Raw genomic sequence first — 20,876 nt, forward strand, 5'->3', positions numbered from 1 at the left:
CTAGGATGAGCCTCCTATTGAGGTTCGATTTTTAAGATTACTGTTGCGCACGGGTAGGGATGTAGCCTGAAAGTTAGCAAGACATGTCCTCTGGGCGATGCGCTACCATGTGCAACAATTTCCTAACATCCCGCATATTTTAACAGGGTAACGATATGTCTGTTTTTGATCACAAGGCTTATGACAACCACGAAAAAGTGGCGTTTTTCCATGATGCCAAATCTGGCCTTAAAGCCATAATTGCCGTGCATAATACAAACCTTGGTCCTGCCCTTGGCGGATGCCGTATGTGGCCTTACGCAAGCAGTGAGGAAGCCCTTACGGATGTATTGCGTTTATCTAAAGGTATGTCTTACAAATCTGCCATGGCAAATTTGCAGTTGGGCGGCGGAAAATCTGTCATTATTGGTGATCCCCGTAAAGGCAAGTCTGATGACATGATGTTGGCGATGGGGGATTTCGTGCAAAGTCTTGGGGGCAAGTACATCACCGCAGAAGATTCCGGCATTGCGGTGCGCGATTTGCAACTGATGGCGCAGCGCTGCGAGTATATCGCTGGCACTCACGCTAAGTTCCGTTATGACGGTGGTGCAGCAGACGGCAATCCGGCACCGTCAACTGCCTATGGGGTATTTGTTGGCTTACGTGCTTCCGTGCGTCACGCCCTTGGCTCAGATTTAAACGGTGTTTCAGTTGCCATTCAAGGGCTTGGCCATGTTGGCTATCGTTTGGCAGAGCATTTGTATAAAGAAGGTGCCAAGCTCTATGTTACCGATATCTACCCGGACAATCTTGACAAAGCGGTTCAAGAGTTTGGTGCGACAGTGGTATCGCCTGATGAAATTTTCGCATTAGATGTGGATGTATTCGCGCCTTGTGCACTAGGTGCCATTATTAATGACAACAGTTTATCTTTGTTGAAAGCCAAGGTAGTGGCTGGAGCGGCCAATAATCAACTGGCTGAGGAACGTCATGGTCAGATGCTCAAGGAAAAAGGCGTACTCTATGCACCTGACTATGTCATAAATGCCGGTGGCGTTATTGATATTTATCACCAGAAAATGGACAGTAGCGCCGAGGCCATGCGTAAGCATATAGAAGGAATTGGTGACACGCTGCTTGAAATCTATCAGCGTGCAGATGAGCAGGGACTGCCGACCAACCTGGAAGCCAACAAGATGGCTGAGGAGCGGTTTTCTTGATCGGTGCTCCATCCGTGACGAGTACCTAAACCGCTATGGCGAAGTGAATTCGACTTCGCTTCGCCGCAGGCGCAAGGCACGTCCATGTACCTTGATCGGTACTCCGTCCGTGACGAGCACCTAAACCGCTATGGCGAAGTGAACTTGTCCGTATACTTGCCTTGCAAGGTGACGGGTTATCAGGGATAATGCGCGCCGCCTAAGGGTGGCGATGTCATACCTGAGCTTTCTATGGTGGTCCCGTCGGTCCTCCCGCAATGATACTTTATGAACCCGGTCAGGCCCGGAAGGGAGCAGCCGCAGTAAAGGACTCATGTGCCGGGATGTGGCTGGCAGGACCGCCACCTTAATCCGGCCATTTTTAGCAGGGTAAGGATGTTACCGTTATCCCGCCTTTTTCTTTGCATCATCTGACTGCAAATATTTCAGTGCTTTGTCCATAGCTTCCGACACATTCATTTCCATTTGCTGCCGCTCACTTTGTGAAATGTAAAAGGCCATATCTACTTCGAACCGAATGTAGCGGGCTGGGCACTGGTTCAAGGTCAGGCAACTGAGGTCGGCTAGAAAATCTTCATCTTGACTGTTGTGCAGCCCTAACTTTTCAATTCTTTCCAGCACCAGATGTTCATAGTAGTTGTGAATGTCATCATCCAATTTCATTTTCTGTCCTGTTTGCTTCACGTTTTCAACAGGCTAGTTGAAGTTTGTCCCTTAGGCCAGAGGCTTCTTTGATTTATTGGAGTTGAGTACACTTAACCTGTGTCATCAAGCGATTTGTCAATGCGTATGGCCGCTAAGAAAGGGCAAATCCGCTGAGCTCATTTTGTTTAGAAAATGGATAACTTTAATGAAAAAAAATATTGAACCCTGCTATTACGGTGACTACTTACAACTCGACAAGTTGTTAAGCGCGCAAAAGCTGCAAAGTGCCAAGTATGGGCAGGCAGCACACGAAGAAACCCTGTTTATTATCGTGCATCAGGTGTATGAGCTGTGGTTTAAACAGATATTGCACGAACTCTCCTCTATCATAGATGTGTTTTCCGAGCAGGAGGTGCGCGACCAGCAACTTACAACTGTCGTGCACAGATTGAAAAGGGTGATCAGTATTCAGGAATTGCTGAACGATCAAATAAGTGTGATGGAAACCATGAGCCCTCAGGAGTTCTTATCCTTCCGTGATTATTTGGTACCAGCCTCCGGATTCCAGAGCATTCAGTTCAAAATGCTGGAAATCTCGCTTGGATTAAAACGTGAGTTTCGCATTGATTTTGACAAGCAGTCTTTTTATAACCGGCTTGAAGACAGTGATAGAGCGTTTCTTGAGCGCCTGGAGAGCAAAGATAGTTTGTTTGAACTTACACAAAAATGGCTGGAGCGTCTGCCGTTGCTGGAGTTTGATGATTTCCGGTTTTGGCAGCTATATCGCCAGGCCACAGATAAAATGTTGGCAAGTGACGAGGAAATCATTCGAAATAACCCGACCTTATCAGACAAAGAGCTTCGCCAAGAGCTCAAAGAGCTGCAATCTACCCGGGATACATTTGAAGCATTGTGGGACGAAAATGAATACGCAAAGTGGCAGTTGCAAGGGCAATTTCGTTTATCGCAAAAGGCGCTTTTGGCCGCACTTTTCATTAATCAGTATAATGAGGAGCCATTGTTTAATTTGCCCTATCAGTTTATTACCTGCCTGACCGAAGTGGATGAGAAACTAACCATCTGGCGTTACCGTCATGCCATGATGGTACAGCGGATGCTGGGAGGCAAGATAGGTACCGGCGGGTCATCAGGGCATGAGTATTTGAAACGGACTACTGAATCCAACCGCATCTTTAAAGACTTCTTCAACATGGCCACCTTCCTGTTACCCAAAGCGGCTTTACCTGAATTACCGACTAAAGTTAGGCAAAAATTGGGTTTTGCGTTGAGTGACATATAAAAAATCTGTCTCAGGGTTTAATTATACTGGCATCTTCCTGTTGCATAGCCGCTGGGAAGGCGTCAGTAAGCCTCTGGATACATTTTCTGATGTGTCCTGCAATCCATAAAAAGTTCCATTCGATTGTTATTTTTAGTGTCTTTTTGTTTTTGTTGTGTACACTAAATGTTACATGTAGGTGCTTTTTTGCTCATTGTGAGCAGTGTTCAGGCGGGTTACTAGCTAACATCGGTTGACCAGATTAAAGCCCTATGTATATTATCGAATGAGAGGCTCACTACCTCTCATGAAAAATAACCGCTAAAGCGGATAACAAAAATCACTAGATAACAAGTTAGTGGTCCAGGGAGACAAAACATGTATATGAAATCCAGACTAGCTGGAGCTGTGCGCATGGCGCTGGCTCTGGGAGCTACTTCTGTTGCGTTTTCACCCGTTGCCTTTGCTCAAGAAGGTCAAAACACTGAAGGCGCCGAAGCCGTTGAAAAAATCTCTGTAACAGGTTCTCGCATTAAGCGTACTGATATGGAGTCTGCCAGCCCCATTACTGTTCTGACGGCTCAGGACTTGGAAGCAGCTGGTGTACCTACTATCGAAAAATACATCCAAGCGCTGCCAGCGGTGAATGGTTCTGCCCAGGGTTCTAACGTGAACAACGGCAGTAACGGTTCTGCCACTGTATCTCTGCGTGGCTTGGGTTCAGGCCGTACTCTGATTTTGGTGAATGGTCGTCGTACCGCGTTTAGTGATCTGAACTCCATCCCAATGTCATTCGTAGAGCGTGTAGAAGTTCTGCGTGATGGTGCTTCTACTGTATATGGTTCAGACGCCATCGCTGGTGTTGTGAACTTTATTACCAAGCGTAATTTTGAAGGTGCTGAGTTTGTTGCTCAGTACGACTTGTCTGGCAAAGGTGATGGCGAAACATCGAAAGTAGCCGCTACTGTTGGTACCTCAAATGACAAGGGCAACGTGGTGCTGTCATTGGAATACACCAATCGTCAGCCAATTGGTCAGAAAGACCGTGATTTCTCTGAATGTCCTCTACAGGATGATGGTGCTGGTGGTGTTGAATGCTGGGGTTCTGGTACTACAGCAATGGGCACCTGGACATCATTGACCCCTGGTACCACCTTAAAGAGCATGGTGGTTGATCCAAACACCGGTGAAATTCGCAAATTGAATGGCGCAACAGATGCCTATAACTTTGCAACTACCAGCTACATGGTGACGCCGCAGGAAGTGTTCAGTATCAACGCTGCTGCCAGCTATGAAGTGTTTGACGAAACCACGGTATTTCTGGAAGGTGGTTTTACCAACCGTCAGTCAGACCAGTTGATGGGCCCTGAAGGTACTTTCTGGGGACAAATTGTTACTGCTGATCACCCGGACAACCCTATCGGCGAAGAGTTGGTAATCAACCGCCGTTTGACCGAGACCGGTGGTCGTGCCTTTACGCAGGATTTTTCTGATTACCGCATGGTATTCGGTTTCGAAGGCTTCCTGGACAATGGTTGGGCCTGGGATGTGTCCTATAACTACGCGCGCTTCGTAGATGCGCGGGTTGATTTTGGCCGTGCCAACCCCAAACGTTTCGGTAACCTGACCGACCCCACTAAGTGTGCCGCTGATGCGCTGTGTCCTGGGTTGTGGAACCCCTTTGTTATGGACAGTCTGACTCAGGCCCAGCTTGATTATGCGTTCCTGCCTAACTCACCTGTTGTACGTGGTACTACCAAACAGTTACTGGCTAACCTGACTGGCGACCTGGGTGATTTCGAATTACCTGCAGGCCCAGTCGCCTGGGCTGTGGGTATTGAAAAGCGTTGGGAAGACTATCTGTTCCAACCTGATGGTGCAGCACTGATTGGTGAGATTTACTCAGTAGCCGGTGAGAAAACCGAAGGTCAATACGACGTAACGGAAACTTACCTGGAACTGAGCGTGCCTCTGCTGGCCGACCTGCCTGGAGTGGAGTCTCTGAACCTGTCTGCTGCAGTACGTCGTTCAGACTATAACTTCCTGGATGCACAAACCAACACCAAAATTGGTCTGGAATATACCCCGTTTGACGGTTTGTTAATTCGTGCCACTAAGGCAGATGGTTTCCGTGCACCGAGCATCAGTGAACTGTTTGCACCGCAGCAGGAATCTAACCTGAACTACAACGAACCTTGTACTAAGTACGCAACCGGTACTCAGAGTGCTACCGTTAAGGCCAACTGCGCGGCAGACGGCTTACCGGGCGACTTCGAGCTGACCTCTAACCAGTCCAGTTCTATCGTCGGTGGTAACCCTGACCTGCAACCTGAAGAGTCAGAAAGCTTGACCGTAGGTTTTGTGTATACACCTGACTTCATTGAGAACTTCAGTGTTGCAGTAGACTACTTTGATATTGAAATCACCAACGGTATCGGTACCGCAGGGACCAGTAATATCATCAATGGCTGTTATGAAAGTGCCAACTTCAGCAGCCCATTGTGTAGTTTGATTGTTGGTGCAGCAGCTGTTGACCGCGTACCTTATCCAACTTCACCGCGTCGCGATGTGTTAGGTGCCATGGCTGGTATCATGGTAACTAACGCTAACCTGGCAACCTTTGAAACGGCCGGTGTGGACTTCGACGCCAGCTACAGCATGGATATGGGTGAAGGTAGCCTGAAAATGCGTTTAGATGGTACCTGGTTGGACAAATACAACTATGTTCCATTTGATGGTGAAGAGATGATCCATCTGGCTGGTTACTATGGTGAAGACCAGTGGGAGAACAACGTCGCAGCGTTCTCTGAACTGCGTACTAACTTTACCGCCACTTATACTGCAGGTGATTACTCATTCACGTGGATGGCCCGTTTCATGATGGGTACTGACGATGAGACGGTAGAGGACCTGGCTGCCAGTGATAACACCAGTAACCATGCCGGTTCAGTGGTTTATCACGACATTCAGGGTAGCTACTACATGGATAACTACACCTTTACCTTGGGTGCAAGAAACCTGTTTGATAAAGAGCCACCTTACACCACCAACAATGATGATATGAATACTCTGTCATCTTCATACGATACCGCAGGTATGTACTGGTATGCTCGTGTGACTGCCAAGTTCTAAATCGAACTTGCTTAAAGAACCAGCCGAAAGGCTGGTTTTTTTTTGTTAGTCTAATGTGATAAGACTTTTGTGGGTCATAAGGTGAAGTTATGTCTGTTAACGCACAAAAGCTGATGCAACAAGCCGTTGCACTTTATCAGCAACAAAATTACCTGGCTGCGGAGCAAATGCTGAGGCAGTTAATCGGTGTGGGTAATGTCCATCCACTGGTGTGGCATATCTATGCCCTTAGTTTACGCAAACTGGGTCGGCTGCATGAGAGTGAGAGTGCATTCAACCAAGCCATTAAAATAGCGCCTAATGACCCGGAAGTGCACAATAATTTTGGCAATCTGCAAAAGCAAAAGGGTAACGTTGAAAAAGCGTTAGCGCTTTTTCAACAAGCGTTGGATCTTAAGCCGGGTTTTGCTGATGCATCCTACAACGCCGGATTATTGCATTTTGAACAAAAGCGGTTCACTTCTGCATTAGCACTATTTGGTCATGCCTTAGACGCCAAGCCTGCTTTTGTGTCGGCCGCTGTAATGTTTGCCAGTTGTTGTATGGAGTTGGGGCAAATTGACATGGCGCTTGAACGCCTGACAAAGCTCATTAACCTGGTATCAGACAAAGATCGAATACTGTTGTCGCTTGCGCAATGTCACCGAGCGAAAGGGCAGTATCAACTGGCGATAGAGTGCTTACGGGAAAGTCGCTTATCTGCATCCTGCTGCAAAGAATTGGCAACCAATCTGTTTCTCAACGGGAAGTGTGAGGAGGCCGAACAAATATTACTCGATGCACTCAAACAGGAGCCCGGTAATCTGTCTTTGCATCAGGGATTGTCAGAAATACGCTGGCTCAATAGTGACACGGCGTGGTTGAAAAGTTATGAGGACGCACTGCGTGGTTCGCCTGAAAATTGGGCGCTGCGCTGTGATTTAAGCAACAAACTGCTAAAGGCGGGATATTTGCCACAGGCCGAAGCTGTGCTGAACGCGACTTCTGCAACGGACTGGCCAACTCAGGCCTTGCTGTTAAAAGGCCACATATTGCGTGAACAAGGTCAACTGGCGGCGGCCAAATCCACGTTGGAAATAGCGGTGAGTCAGTCTAAGAGAGAGGCTCAGGTGCTAAATGAGTTAATGCTTTGCTATTTGGCAACCGAAGATTTTGATGCGGCAAATCAGCTATGCACAGAATTAACGGAAAGGTACAGCGAAAATCAGGCGTGGTGGTCAATGCGGGCGGCCTGTTTGAAGTTATCCGGCAATTTGACCGCATACCGACAGCTTTATGACCTGGACCGATTTGTTAAAGCTTATGAGCTTCCCTGTCCTGACGGTTTCACTGCTATTACCGACTTTAATCTGCAATTACTCGATGATTTGGAAAAGTTACACAGCAGCCGGAATCATCCACTTGTGCAGTCGTTACGAACGGGCACACAAACCGAAGGACATCTATTTCGCCGTGACGAAGGCAGTATTAAGTTACTTGAACAGCAGTTACGTTATGTCGTTGAGCAACATATCGACACCTTGCCTAAAGACCATACGCATCCTTTTTTACAACGTATCAGCCGGGAAGTCATATTCAGTGGGGCCTGGTCGGTCAGGCTGAATAAAAGTGGATTCCATCGTAACCACTATCATAGCGAAGGGTGGATCAGTGGCAGCTATTACGTTTCGGTTCCTAATGCAGTTAACCAGCAAGGAAACGGCTGGATAAAATTTGGCCAGGCCGAACTGGGACGTCAGATAAGCATGCAGGCTGACTATATGATAAAGCCGCAGGCTGGTACTGTGGTGCTGTTTCCCTCCATGATGTGGCATGGCACCGAACCTTTTGATGACAATCAATATCGCGTGACAGTTGCCTTTGATATCGTACCAATTAAAAAATAAATGGAGACCAGCATGTTTTGGGGAAACTTCAGCAATGCACAAAGCAGTGATGACCGTTTAAAGCGTCATCCTGGTGCCATAGAGATGTCTAAAAGTGAGATGTTTCTTGCATCCTGCAGCAATATTTTACGTAACGCCTACGGCTTTTTTCGTTCCACGGAGCAAGGCGTTGCCGTGGATGAACAGGGGAACTACCTCCCTCTTTATACCTACCCGGCCATTGAGTACCTGATTCAGTTTGACTATCGAAATAAGCGTATTTTTGAATACGGTGCAGGTATGTCAACTTTGTTTTGGATGGAAAGGGCGGAAATAGTGGTCAGTGCCGAGAATAATGCTGAGTGGTACAACAGCCTGATTCCAAAACTCAATGACAAGGTTAAGCTTATACTGGCTCAGGGGGATATGTTCCCTTTCGTTTTAGAACAACAGCAAGGCGAGTTCGATCTTATTGTGATAGATGGCGCTGGATATAGATTTGACTCGGCAGCTGTTGCCTTAACTAAGTTAGCCAGAGGGGGGGCAATAGTACTGGACAATGCTGACTGGCACCCCAATACAGCAAGATTATTGAGAGAGGGGGGGCTGATTCAGGTCGATATGAGTGGTTTCAAACCTTGTGAATGTCATACATCAACGACATCTATTTTTCTGCATCGAGACTTTAATTTCCCTACCTTGGATAGCAGGCAACCAGCTTATGCAAAGGGCGCTAAGCTTATTCACTCTGAAGATTGGGACAAGCCATATGCCAAGCGTGGATAACCAAGAGGTATCCGAGTACAAAAAAGAGCTGCACTATGACATCATCACTTTTGTTAACCCAAGCCAGGCAAGAACGGCAGGCAGGGCGTGATCAGAACGCTGCCGTTTATTATCGGCAATTGCTTGACGTGCCGGAATGGCGTCAGGAAGCACAAGATTTTTTGCTCCAATTCGGCATGAAGTCCGGTAACTATGCTGATGTGGTTTACTTGCTAGAAGTCATGATAAGTGGGGCAAACGCTAAAGTTCAGCTGCATTTATTGTTAGGACAAGCGCTGCAGAAACTGACCGATGCTGATCCAACTGGGACAGCGTTATCAGATATTGTTAAAGGTTTACCTTTCGCCTATTCGAGCCGACTTATTCTGGGGCGGCTTAAGGAAGTGCGCGGTGATGTTGCACAAGCCATGCGCGATTATCTGGTTGCCATCAATACGGCGAATGGCAAAGGGTATTGGCATAATGAGGCTTCAACTCCACCTTGGTGTCGTCCGTTTGTCAGCCACGCTTTGGTCGCCGTTCAGCAATACCGGCAGGAACTTTTTCATACCTGGCTTGAACCTGTTTGGCATCAGTTTGGCCGACAGGACATGAGCAGAGTAGAAAAAGCAGTAAAAATGTACAGCGGCGAGATTCCCAAAGTCCTGGCGGATAGCAGACAGGTGCCGTCTTTTCTCTATGTACCTGATCTACCCATTTGCCCGGTGTTTGAACGGCAAGAACTTGTGTTTGCTGAAGAATATGAAAGTCAGGCGCAGCTCATAAAAGAAGAATTACTTAACTTGCTGAATTCTGGCAATACGTTCAAGCCATTTCAGGAAGGCAAGGCGGGTGAAGGGTTAACCAAAGGAGGCGAATGGAATGCATACTTCTTCCACCGCCATGGGCAGGACTTCGACGTGGCACACCAGCAATGCCCCCACACATCAAAGGCCTTGTCTGGATTGCCTTTAGTTAACATACAAGAGCATGCTCCGGAGGTGTGCTTTTCTATTATGCAGCCAGGGACACATATCCTGCCTCACCGGGGGGTAACCAACAGCCGGGTTGTGCTTCATCTCGGCTTGGTAATTCCGCAACATTGTCGGCTGAATTTATTGGATGTGCAGGAAATTACCTGGCAAGAAGGGCGAACCTTTGCATTTGATGATACATACTTACATGAAGCTTGGAATCGAAGTAATGAGTACCGGGCTGTTTTGTTGGCGGATATCTGGAATCCACATTTAACCGAAGAAGAATGTCTGGCACTGACGACCCTGATTGAGAAAATAGGGGTGTTCAATCAGGAAACTGCCGCAGTTGATAGCGATTGACCAGAATGATCAAACAGTTATATGCTGCTGGTAGTTGAGCAGGCTGTTCTACTCTGTTATCAATCAGGCCGCATCAGGATAGTATCCGTGGTGGAAGCTTGGTTGTTCACCGTGCCTGACCTTGACATATTCGGGCGTTCCATGTGAACATTCGGCGTTCGAGTCTTTGCGGCCTGCCGGTCGCATTGGCCGCAATCCAAAATAAGAACCGTTTTTAAGCCCCTCGCAGTCGGCTAGACCAGGCTGGCTTCGGGGATTCAAGATAAGAAAATTGGTTGGGAACTATGTCCAAAATGAGCAAGAGAAATCTAATTGCTTCTGCCGTTATCGGTGCATTCGCACTAGGTAGCAGCCAAGTTGTCTCTGCAGACCCTCTTAAAGATTTGCAAAACGAAGAAGCAAAGATCCACGCGGCTGCAGCGCAATCCCAAAAGAAAATCGACAAGATTTACGAGCAAACCCAGGAACTGCTGTTTGAATACCGCGGTGTTATTGACGAGACCGAAAACCTGAAGGTTTACAATGATCACCTGGCTCGTCTGGTTGCTTCTCAGGAAGAAGGTATCGCATCCCTTCAGCGTCAAATCGACGGTATCGAAGGTATTAAGCGCGGCGTAGTTCCTTTGATGTACCGCATGATTGATGCGCTGGAGCAGTTTATTGAGCTGGACCTGCCTATCAATTACGAAGAGCGTAAAAACCGTGTTGCTCACCTGCGTGACCTGATGGCCAATGCCAACGTGACGGTTTCTGAACAGTTCCGTCAGGTACTGGAAGCGTACCTGCTTGAGAACGAGTACGGTAACTCTATCCGTGTTTATCAGGAACAGTTGCAATTTGAAGGTCAGAACATTGCTGCCGACTTCTTCAACCTGGGCCGTACTGCCCTGTTGGCACTGTCTCTGGACCAGAAGCAAGCCTGGGTTTGGAATAACAGCAGCCGTAATTGGGAGCAGCTGGGTGACGAATACCTGAGTTCCGTAGTTAAAGTCATCAAAATGGGCCGTAAGCTGGAGCCATTTGACCTTATCAAACTGCCAATTAAAGCTGCGGAGTAATCAGAATGAAAAACCTATTCAAATCTGCCCTGCTTGCCGCTGCGATGGCTGTAAGCGTTGCACCTGCACAAGCTGCAACCAGCTTAGATCAGTTGCTGGAACAAGTTAAGAAAAATCGCGTTTCTGAAGCACGTATTAATGCCCAGCGTGAAGCCGAGTTCAATTCAGCTCGTGCCGATAAGCAGGCGTTGTTGAAAAAAGCCCAGGCTGACCTGAAAGCTGAGCAAGACCGCGGTGATCGTCTGGCTAAACAATACGCTAACAACGAAGTTCGTCTGGCCGAAAAAGAGCAGGAGCTGAAAAATGCTACCGGCACTTTGGGTGAAATGTTTGGTGTGGTTCGTCAGGCATCCGGTGAAGCGTATGGCGTAATCTCCAGCTCTATTGTCAGCGCCCAGTATCCAGGCCGTTCCGCCTTCCTGGAAGGTATGGCATCTGAAAGTAAAGGCTTGCCAAATATTCAGGAACTGGAAGAGTTGTGGTTTGCGCTGCAAACTGAAATGACTGAGTCTGGTAAAGTAGCGCGTTTCGAAACCAACGTTATCAGCCTGGATGGTGGTTCAAGCCGTCAGGAAGTGGTGCGTGTTGGTACCTTCAACCTGGTAAGCAAAGACGGTTACCTGACGTTTAACGCTGAAAAAGCACAGGTTCAGCCATTGGGACGTCAGCCAGACAGCTATATGGTTGATGACGCGTCCAGCTTTATGGATGCCACTTCTGGTTTCAATCCTTTCTATGTGGATCCAACCCGCGGTACCATTCTGGGCCTGCTGACTGCTAAGGCAACTTTGTCTGAGCGTTATCATGCCGGTGGTGTTGTAGGTTATGTCATTACCGCTATGCTGGCTCTGGGCTTCCTGATTGCCATTTACAAGTTTGTTACTCTGACTGCTATCAGCGCTAAAATGCGTTCACAGTTGAATAACACCAGCAATCCTTCCAGCTCTAACCCTCTGGGTCGTATCCTGAAAGTGTATCAGGAGAACAAAGGTGCCGATGCTGAGAACCTGGAATTGAAACTGGATGAAGCCATTTTGCGTGAACTGCCAAGCATTGAGTCTGGTATCAATATCATCAAGATTTTTGCTGCGGTTGCCCCGCTGCTGGGTCTGTTGGGTACCGTACTGGGTATGATCGCTACCTTCCAGCAAATCACGCTGTTCGGTACCGGTGACCCGCGCATCATGGCTGGTAGTATCTCTATGGCGTTGGTGACAACCGCGCAAGGTATTATTGCCGCATTGCCTTTGATTCTTCTGCACAGCATTGTGTCTGGTCGCAGCAAATCCATTGTACATATCCTGGATGAGCAGGCTGCGGGTATCGTAGCGGCTCATGCCGAGGTGGAGAAAGCTTAATATGCTATACCTGATAGAATTATTGGAATCTGTCAGGGATTTTATCGCTACCGGCGGTGACGTACTTTATGTAGTCGCTGCCGCGCTCTTCCTCATGTGGATATTGATGATTGAGCGCTACTGGTACGTCACCAGCGTTTTCCCTAAGGTGATGAAACAAATCATCACCGACTGGGACGCTAGGAAAGACACCACATCCTGGTATGCGCATAAGATTCGTGATGCATGGATTTCGCAAGCATCTGACAAACTCAGTGAGAGAATGTTGTTGATTAAAACCTTGGTTGCCATGTGCCCACTTATCGGATTGTTGGGCACTGTTACCGGTATGATTACGGTATTTGAAATCATGGCGGTACAGGGGACTGGTAACCCTCGCTTAATGGCCGGTGGTATATCCATGGCCACGATTCCCACCATGGCGGGAATGGTTGCGGCGCTTTCAGGTGTGTTCTTCAGCACGCGTCTGGAAGCTAAGGTTAAGATCTCCAAAGAGAAATTAGTCGACAGCTTGCCTCATCATTAAAGAGAGAATTATATGGCTCGTAAACATCGTGCAGAAGAAGAAGAAGCAACGATCGACATGACCCCCATGTTGGACATCGTGTTCATCATGTTGATCTTCTTTATCGTGACTACCTCCTTTGTGAAAGAGGCGGGTATCGAAGTAAACAAACCTAAGGCCGAACAGGCAACCAAGCAGAAGTCTGCCAACATTTTTATTGCCATCAATGAAAATGGTGAAGTATGGATGGACAAGCGAATGGTTGATGTGGAGCGTGTGGCCGCCAATATCGAACGTTTGCTGGCAGAGCAGCCTACTGATGTGGTTATCGTGCAGGCTGACGTTGAAGCCAAACATGGTGTGGTGGTTGAAGTAATGGATCAGATCAAGGCTGCTGGCATTGATAGGATATCGGTAGCAGCAAAGGATAATTAATATGCTTCGTCTAATAGTATCAATACTAGTAGGTGCGGCCATTACCTTTGCCTTGTTTGTGATAATGGCAAAATTGATTGCCAACTCTTCACGGCCTGCTGACGAAGTACCGGAGATTCCGGTTATCGACGTCGTTATGAGCGAGCCTGAAGATAGTACACAAACTCGTTCCAGGGTGCCGCCGCCGCCACCGCCGCCGCCGCAGCAGCCGCCTAAAATGCAGCCTCAGGAGCCTGAAGCTGCAGATCCTGACACTGACAGCATGTCATTTAATCTGCCTGGTGTAGATGTAGGTGGCGCTGACGTGAGTATCGGTGGTCCGGGTGCCTTAATGCGGGATGGTGAAGCGACGCCTATCGTGCGGATTGAACCTAAGTATCCCATTGAAGCTGCCCGTGACGGGAAAGAAGGTTGGGTTAGATTGTCTTTCACCATTAATGAGGTGGGTGGCGTTGAAGATATCGAGGTACTCGATGCGGAACCTAAGCGTATCTTTGACCGCGAAGCTCGCCGTGCCTTAAGCCGCTGGAAATACAAACCAAAAGTGGTTGATGGTAAGCCTGTGAAGCAGTTTAACCAAAAAGTACAGTTGGACTTTAAGTTGGAGCAATCGTAATGAAAATGACGAAAAATCCAATCAGTAAGCTGATAGTGCTCTCCTCTTTGGTGTTGTGTTCTTACTCGGGGATGGTGCTGGCACAGCAGTCAACACCACCCGTGATGTGTCCTGGTTATAAACAAGGGCCATCCAATATCCCCAGCGAGCGGGTGGGTAAGAAGATTCAGAAGGCATTCGAGGCATACAATAATGACCAGATAAAAGAAGCGCTGGACATTTTGTATGAAATCGATACCTCCGATGCCTTTGATCGTGCTTTTACAGATAAATTTATTGGTCAGTTGCTGGCGGTTCAGGAAGGACAGGCTAAAAAGGCGCTGCAATATTTGCGGAACTCGGTCAAGGATAAGCAACTTACCGATGCTGACCACGCCTCTATTTTGAGGTTGGTCGCGGACTTGAGCTTGCAGGACCAGCAATTCCAAAACGCTATTGACGGCTACAAGAAGTGGATGGAGTTCACTTGTAAGGAAGATCCCGAAGTTTATCTTCGTATTGCAAATGCGTATTACGAGCTAAAACAGTGGGATAACATTATCGCGCCAGCAGACAAAGCAATTGCTTTGTATGATAAGCCTAATAAGAATCCTTACGTGATGAAGTTACAGGCTTATTTTGAGCGTAAAATGTGGCCTCAGACTATTGCTGTAGCCGAGGAATTGGTCAGGGTTTTCCCCGACGATCCTCAATGGTGGTCGCAATTGGGTATGTTTTACGCTCAGGTAGAAGACTACAAGAAAGCGTTGGCTATGCTTGAAGTAGCGTATAACAATGGCTTTTTGAAAAAAGAGTCTGAAATACGCGTTTTGTCGCAGTTATATGCGTCCAATGATATTCCTTACAAAGCTGCCTCTATCATGGAAAAACACATGAAAGAGGGTTTGCTGAAGCGTGACGAGAAGAATCTCGCCAGCCTTGCTAACGCTTGGCATTCGGCTAAGGAAATCAAGAAGGCTGCAAACTACTACGGTCAAGCAGCAGCACTGAGCAACGACCCAGACTATTTGCGTAGGCAAGGGACATTGTTGCTTTCCGCTGAGCAGTACAAGGATGCTGTAGCGACACTGGAAAAAGCCTTGGAGGCGAATAAAGACGCCAAAGAAGCTGGCAGATTGCATATGGCAATTATGGAAGCCAATTTCTACCAGGGTAATTTCAAAGAAGCTTATAAGCATGTCAAACTGGCGATGAACGACAGTGCAACAGCGCGCAGCGCCAAAAGTTGGGAGCCCTATATCAAGGAAAAGGCTCGCAATCGCGGAATTAAGATCTAGTTAGCTCGATCTTTTAACAGAAGCCCCTTTACAGGGGCTTTTCTTTTTCTGGCCCACCAAGTTATTTGTCGCATTTATCCACATGCCAGTCTAAATTGGCGTTCTTTAATAAGTTGTGAAATATATTTTTCCATGCCTTGGTCTACATTCAGTAGTGCCGTTTGGCCTATTTCACAACGTACAAGCATTGTTTGCATAGGAACTGAATATGAAACAGATTAACAAAACCGGAATCGCCACCGCCTTGGGTGCTGTAGTTATTGGCTCACTTTCAACTGTCAGCATGGCCTCCGAGAATGGTGCCTTTGCTATGCAGACACTGGACAGTGGCTATATGCAATTTGCCAGCGAAGGAAAGTGTGGCGAAGGTAAATGTGGCGAAGACAAAAAAGCAAAAAAAGAAGGTAAATGTGGCGAAGGCAAGTGTGGTGAAGCCAAAAAGGCCATGAAGGAAGGCAAATGTGGCGAGGGTAAGTGCGGTGAAGACAAAAAAGCCATGAAGGAAGGCAAATGTGGTGAAGGCAAGTGCGGTGAAGGTAAAAAAGCCATGAAGGAAGGCAAATGTGGCGAAGGCAAGTGCGGTGAAGGTAAAAAGGCCATGAAGGAAGGTAAGTGTGGTGAAGGGAAATGCGGCGGTGATAAAAAGGCCAAGAAAGAAGGTAAATGTGGTGAAGGTAAATGCGGGGGGCTGCAATAAGTCTCTCTGCCACCACTGAAAATACAAGGAAAACCATGTTGTTGAATACCCCAGGTGTGGGCTTGGGTTTACGCCGTGAAATGCTCGATGAGGTACTGGCTTGTCCATCTGTGCCGGTGGACTTTTGGGAAGTAGCACCGGAAAACTGGATGACTTTGGGGGGGCGTTACGAGAAGCAGTTAACTGCACTGACTAAGCGTTACCCATTTAAGACGCATGGGCTTTCGCTGTCTATTGGTAGTCCCGATCCCTTGGATACCACCTTTGTCAAAAATGTCAGAGCGTTTCTGGACCAGCATAATATTCAACTGTACAGCGAACATCTAAGCTACTGCTCCGCTGCGGGCCACATGTATGATTTAATGCCAATTCCTTTTACCCCCGAAGCTGTGCGGTATGTGGTGGAACGGATCAAGCGGGTACAGGATATTATTCAGCGACCATTGGTGCTGGAAAATGTCTCTTATTATGCTGCGCCCGGTGCGCAAATGAGCGAATTAGATTTTATTCTCAACGTACTCGAGCAAAGTGACTGTCAACTGCTACTGGATGTTAACAACATCTATGTTAACTCGGTCAATCATGGTTACCAGGCCGAACACTTTGTTAAGGCACTGCCAACTAAGCGTATTGCCTATGGGCATATCGCCGGACATTACAACGAAGCCGAAGACCTGATTGTCGATACTCATGGCGCGGACGTGATTGAGCCGGTGTGGAAGTTGCTTGAGCTGGCCTATCAGGTTCATGGTGTTTTCCCGACTTTGTTGGAACGGGATTTCAACATTCCTCCACTTGCGGAATTATTGCTTGAGGTGGAACGTATCAGGGGGCTGCAACAACAATCCCTGCAACTGCAGGAACGTATCGCCTGATGCAACATCAGAAATTACAAATGCAGTTTGCCAGCCATCTTCGCGATCCTGACAACTGCCTTGCACCGGAGGGGCTCGAAGATCGCCGTATGGCGATATACCGCGACCTGTTTTTCAATAATGTGAAAGGCTTTCTGACCAATGGTTTCCCGGTGCTATACAGTCTTTATGCCGAAAACGACTGGTTGATGTTGTGCCGTAGCTTTTTTAAACAGCATGCCTGCCGTTCTCCCTATTTTGTCGATATCAGTAAGGAGTTTGTGGAGTATCTGGCCAACGAATATCAACCCAAAGAGCAGGATCCGTGCTTTCTGGCAGAACTGGCGCATTATGAGTGGGTTGAGCTGGCCCTTAGTATCGCCAAGTGTTCTGGCGAAATTGGCGATGACCAGGCCGATGATAATCTGCATCTTTCCGCCCTCGCCTGGGTATTGAGTTACCAATATCCCGTGCACCAGATAAGTCGTGACTTCCAACCAACACGGCAATCTGGGCCACATTATCTTGTGGTGTTTAGGAATAGTCAGGACCAGGTGAATTTTATTCAGATTGATCAGGTAAATGCCTTTTTATTGAGTACCTTAGAGACACAGTCTATGCGTGCAGATGAATTGATTAGAATCTTGCAGCAAGCTATGCCGCAGCTTGAAGAAGGTCAGGTGGAAAGCGGTTGTCTGCAAGCTTTGCAAGCCTTTATCGCGCAAGGTATTGTAGTTCGAAGCTGAGTCTCAGCGGTTTCATCGATATAGGGCGCTGTTAATCCGGGTCACTTTGGATTAAGATTTGCGGCTTCCGGCTAGAAGAGATAGCACTATGCACCACGATGAAAATTTCAAAGATCCCTTTAACGTTAAGTATCTGTTGGCAGCTGTAGTCACCGCTGTTGCATTGCCACTGTTACATGTGGTTTTGGGCTGGTTTGTTTATTATCTTTAAAGAGCTCAAATAGCGTGACAGAAGCAATTATTAAATCTGCCATCAAAACCGTGCCTGATTATCCTAAACCAGGTGTTCAGTTTCGGGATGTTACTTCCCTGATGCAGGACGGTAAGGCATTTTCCACCTGTATTGATATGTTGGCGTCTCACTATCAGCATCATGGCTTTGATAAAATTGCCGGCACTGAAGCCAGAGGTTTTATCTTTGGAGCGCCTTTGGCCAAGGAATTGGGTTGTGGTTTTATCCCGGTTCGCAAGTCGAATAAGTTACCCAGAGCGGTAATTCGCCAAAGCTATCAACTGGAATACGGCGAGGATGTGCTTGAGTTACATCAGGATGCCATTAGCCAGGGTGAGAAAATTCTTCTAATGGATGACTTGCTGGCAACCGGCGGTACGATGTTGGCAACAGCGCAGTTGGTCAGGCAATTGGGTGGGCTGGTTGATCATGCCGCCTTTGTGGTAAATCTTCCTGACTTAGGTGGCCACAAGCGGTTAACCGAGCAGGGTATTCTATGCCACTGTCTGTGTGAATTTGAAGGGGATTAGGTGAGCTACCAGGTTCTTGCTCGCAAGTGGCGGCCAGCCAACTTTGCTCAGTTGGTTGGTCAGGAACATGTGGTAGCAGCCATATCCAATGCCCTGGATAACGACCGGCTGCATCATGCCTATTTGTTTACTGGCACCCGTGGTGTAGGGAAAACCACCATTGCTCGTATTTTCTCGAAGAGCCTCAATTGCGAACAGGGAATGGGTGCGACACCTTGCGGTCAATGCCCCACCTGTGTGGAAATTGACCAGGGTAATTTTGTTGATTTACTGGAAATTGATGCCGCGTCCAGAACCAAGGTAGAAGACACCCGTGAACTGCTGGATAACGTTCAGTACCGTCCCACCCGGGGGCGTTATAAGGTCTACCTGATAGACGAAGTGCATATGCTGTCTAAGCACAGTTTTAATGCGTTGCTTAAGACCCTGGAAGAGCCGCCGCCTCACGTTAAGTTTTTATTGGCGACCACTGATCCCCAGAAGCTACCTGTTACGATACTGTCCCGCTGCCTGCAATTTAACCTCAAGGCCTTGTCCCGAAGCCAGATTGCCCAGCAGTTAACCCATATCCTGCAACAGGAAAGTATTGCTGCCCAGCCTGAGGCCCTGGCTCAGTTGGCCAGAGCCGCGCAGGGCAGCATGCGGGATGCCTTAAGTCTGACGGATCAGGCGATTGCGCAGGGTAATGGACAGGTTAACGTTAAGACCGTGGTAGAGATGCTTGGTTTGCTGGATAAGAATCAGGTATTGAAATTACTTCACGCCCTGCTGCAGGGCGATGCTAATGAAGTGATGCTGCAGGTTGAACAACTTGCCTGTCAGGCACCGGATTATGCTCAGCTGCTGGCAGAACTATGTAGTCTGCTGCATCAAATGGCACTGACACAGTTTGTGCCTGACAGTTGCAAGTTAGAGACGGTTACCGCTAAGGCCATTTATCAACTGGCAAAAGTCGTTTCCCCCGAACAGGTTCAACTGCTTTATCAGATTGCACTGCAGGGTAGAAAAGACCTTCCCTATGCTGCTGACGGGCGCAGTGGTCTTGAGATGACCTTGCTAAGAATGTTGGCATTCAGGCCTGCGGCGGAAAAAAAAACTCTGGCGCAACTGTGTGAGCTAGCAGAGCAAACTCCCCAACATGAGTTAACAACGGATAGCTCCGATGATCTCTCTGATGAACTGATACAACTGGAACAGAATCAGGCGCTGATCTGGCAACAGGCTGAAGCATTACGCCCTGAGCCAGTTGATGTGCAGGGGACAAATTCTAATACTGTCTTGCCAGAGCCAGAGCCAGAGCCAGAGCCAGAGCCAGAGCCAGAGCCAGAGCCAGAGCCAGAGCCAGAGCCTGCCCCCGTCACGGAACAACCCATGCGTAGTTCCACCGAGAGTCTGTTAGCACTTAGGCGCAAGTTACGTCAGGACACCCTGAGTGACACTGTGGTTGTGAAAACAGAGGAAAAGCCCCCATCATTTATGCCGCCGCTTGCGATGGAAGCGGAACAAATACAACAACCCCAGGATACTGAGGTTGTCACCGCAACCCATGAGTCTGTTGTGCCACAACACAGCAAGAGTACACAAGCCGACGATGACGATTGCCCACCCTGGTTAGATGATGAAGCCTATCTGCAGGCGGACATGGAAGATACTGGCCATTTTGAACCTGACCAGGCCTGGTCGCCAAACGAGGTCGTGCCCTACCAGCAGAATCCGGATTTAACGCCGTCAGTCGAAGATGATTCGTCAGACAGTGCGATAAACCAAGGAATGGGTGCTGAGTGTCCGGCCGAGCCCCAACCGGCCGTTGATAGCAGTGCTGAAGAGGGAGATATTCTGGCCGCGATTCAGGAAGAAGATCCTGCGGTCCTGCTGGTAGACCGGCAAGTACCGGCCTTTCTTGAAAATGGCGATAAAGTATTGCAGGCCGGTCAGTTGGATAAATGGAGTCGGCTTATCGAGCATATGGGGATCAATGGGTTGATCAAGCAATTAGCTTTGCACGCAAGCTGTCAGGTGCAGGATAATGAAGTCAGGCTGCTATTACACGCCAGTAAAGAACACTTGCTTTCTGATTCAGCGCAGCAGCAACTTGAGCAACACTTAAGTGCCGCTCTGAAAAGGCCTGTAGAACTAAAAATCGAATTGGGGTCACCAGTGAATACGCCTTTTGCCCTGGCCAACGCAATACGCCTGGCCCGTCAGGTTCATGCGCAAAAGGTGATTGAAACCGATCCCGGCGTGGTGATGCTACGCAATGAATTTTCCGCGTCGGTCGTGGCGCAAAGTATCAAACCAAGATAGGACAACGCCCTGCGTTGCCTGATAAGTGAAAGAGGTGAC

The 20,876-nt window shown here is 48.1% G+C and carries 18 protein-coding genes and 1 other RNA gene; 18 read left to right on the top strand and 1 reads right to left on the bottom strand.

What is annotated here, in order from left to right:
* The first annotated feature begins 155 nt into the window (after positions 1-155).
* Together CSR04_RS12570 and ffs are read left to right on the top strand one after the other, a co-directional pair.
* Positions 156-1,202: a Leu/Phe/Val dehydrogenase gene (locus CSR04_RS12570; RefSeq protein ID WP_102796653.1), complete on the top strand. Its 1,047-nt coding sequence runs from the start codon at positions 156-158 to the stop codon at positions 1,200-1,202.
* A 241-nt stretch (positions 1,203-1,443) separates the two neighbouring features.
* An RNA gene (gene ffs / locus CSR04_RS12575) (signal recognition particle sRNA small type) lies at positions 1,444-1,540 on the top strand.
* A 46-nt stretch (positions 1,541-1,586) separates the two neighbouring features.
* Here ffs and CSR04_RS12580 read toward each other — a convergent pair.
* Positions 1,587-1,865 carry a late competence development ComFB family protein gene (locus CSR04_RS12580; RefSeq protein WP_102796654.1) on the bottom strand — a complete coding sequence of 93 codons (279 nt, stop codon included), beginning with the start codon at positions 1,863-1,865 and terminating at the stop codon, positions 1,587-1,589.
* Positions 1,866-2,052: 187 nt separating this feature from the next.
* On the opposite strand from CSR04_RS12580, the gene CSR04_RS12585 reads away from it, so the two are divergent.
* From CSR04_RS12585 to dnaX, 16 genes are all read left to right on the top strand, one after another.
* Positions 2,053-3,147 (top strand): tryptophan 2,3-dioxygenase family protein, encoded by a 1,095-nt coding sequence (locus tag CSR04_RS12585; RefSeq protein ID WP_102796655.1) that lies wholly within the window; start codon positions 2,053-2,055, stop codon positions 3,145-3,147.
* A gap of 363 nt (positions 3,148-3,510) precedes the next feature.
* Positions 3,511-6,258, top strand: coding sequence for a TonB-dependent receptor domain-containing protein (locus CSR04_RS12590; RefSeq protein WP_245921585.1), 2,748 nt, complete (start codon positions 3,511-3,513; stop codon positions 6,256-6,258).
* Between the two features lie 89 nt (positions 6,259-6,347).
* Complete coding sequence (locus tag CSR04_RS12595) at positions 6,348-8,144, top strand: tetratricopeptide repeat protein (RefSeq protein WP_102796657.1); 1,797 nt, start codon at positions 6,348-6,350, stop codon at positions 8,142-8,144.
* A 12-nt stretch (positions 8,145-8,156) separates the two neighbouring features.
* The gene (locus CSR04_RS12600) at positions 8,157-8,909 is read left to right on the top strand and encodes an O-methyltransferase (RefSeq protein ID WP_102796658.1); all 753 of its coding nucleotides are present in this window, start codon (positions 8,157-8,159) and stop codon (positions 8,907-8,909) included.
* A 50-nt stretch (positions 8,910-8,959) separates the two neighbouring features.
* The gene (locus CSR04_RS12605) at positions 8,960-10,225 is read left to right on the top strand and encodes an aspartyl/asparaginyl beta-hydroxylase domain-containing protein (RefSeq protein WP_172449347.1); all 1,266 of its coding nucleotides are present in this window, start codon (positions 8,960-8,962) and stop codon (positions 10,223-10,225) included.
* Positions 10,226-10,518: 293 nt separating this feature from the next.
* The gene (locus tag CSR04_RS12610; RefSeq protein WP_102796660.1) at positions 10,519-11,283 is read left to right on the top strand and encodes a DUF3450 domain-containing protein; all 765 of its coding nucleotides are present in this window, start codon (positions 10,519-10,521) and stop codon (positions 11,281-11,283) included.
* Between the two features lie 5 nt (positions 11,284-11,288).
* Positions 11,289-12,641, top strand: a complete 1,353-nt coding sequence (locus CSR04_RS12615; RefSeq protein WP_102796661.1) for a MotA/TolQ/ExbB proton channel family protein — start codon at positions 11,289-11,291, stop codon at positions 12,639-12,641.
* A 1-nt stretch (position 12,642) separates the two neighbouring features.
* Positions 12,643-13,167 (top strand): MotA/TolQ/ExbB proton channel family protein, encoded by a 525-nt coding sequence (locus CSR04_RS12620; RefSeq protein ID WP_102796662.1) that lies wholly within the window; start codon positions 12,643-12,645, stop codon positions 13,165-13,167.
* Between the two features lie 12 nt (positions 13,168-13,179).
* A complete protein-coding gene (locus CSR04_RS12625) occupies positions 13,180-13,581 on the top strand; it encodes an ExbD/TolR family protein (protein WP_102796663.1) in 402 nt (133 codons plus the stop codon).
* 1 nt (position 13,582) lies between these two features.
* Positions 13,583-14,197, top strand: a complete 615-nt coding sequence (locus CSR04_RS12630) for an energy transducer TonB (protein ID WP_102796664.1) — start codon at positions 13,583-13,585, stop codon at positions 14,195-14,197.
* Positions 14,197-15,474 carry a tetratricopeptide repeat protein gene (locus CSR04_RS12635; protein ID WP_245921589.1) on the top strand — a complete coding sequence of 426 codons (1,278 nt, stop codon included), beginning with the start codon at positions 14,197-14,199 and terminating at the stop codon, positions 15,472-15,474. Before CSR04_RS12630 ends, CSR04_RS12635 begins: the two co-directional genes overlap by 1 nt.
* A gap of 208 nt (positions 15,475-15,682) precedes the next feature.
* A complete protein-coding gene (locus CSR04_RS12640) occupies positions 15,683-16,171 on the top strand; it encodes an HvfA family oxazolone/thioamide-modified RiPP metallophore (RefSeq protein ID WP_102796665.1) in 489 nt (162 codons plus the stop codon).
* 35 nt (positions 16,172-16,206) lie between these two features.
* Positions 16,207-17,046: an HvfB family MNIO-type RiPP peptide maturase gene (locus CSR04_RS12645; protein WP_102796666.1), complete on the top strand. Its 840-nt coding sequence runs from the start codon at positions 16,207-16,209 to the stop codon at positions 17,044-17,046.
* Positions 17,046-17,771 carry an HvfC family RiPP maturation protein gene (locus CSR04_RS12650; RefSeq protein WP_245921592.1) on the top strand — a complete coding sequence of 242 codons (726 nt, stop codon included), beginning with the start codon at positions 17,046-17,048 and terminating at the stop codon, positions 17,769-17,771. The genes CSR04_RS12645 and CSR04_RS12650 overlap by 1 nt, the downstream gene beginning before the upstream one ends.
* 225 nt (positions 17,772-17,996) lie before the next feature.
* Positions 17,997-18,533 (top strand): adenine phosphoribosyltransferase, encoded by a 537-nt coding sequence (apt, locus tag CSR04_RS12655; RefSeq protein ID WP_102796668.1) that lies wholly within the window; start codon positions 17,997-17,999, stop codon positions 18,531-18,533.
* Positions 18,534-20,837, top strand: a complete 2,304-nt coding sequence (gene dnaX, locus CSR04_RS12660; protein WP_102796669.1) for a DNA polymerase III subunit gamma/tau — start codon at positions 18,534-18,536, stop codon at positions 20,835-20,837.
* Positions 20,838-20,876 lie beyond the last annotated feature (39 nt).

The organism is Bowmanella denitrificans (assembly GCF_002887595.1).
GTDB classification, from domain to species: domain Bacteria; phylum Pseudomonadota; class Gammaproteobacteria; order Enterobacterales; family Alteromonadaceae; genus Bowmanella; species Bowmanella denitrificans.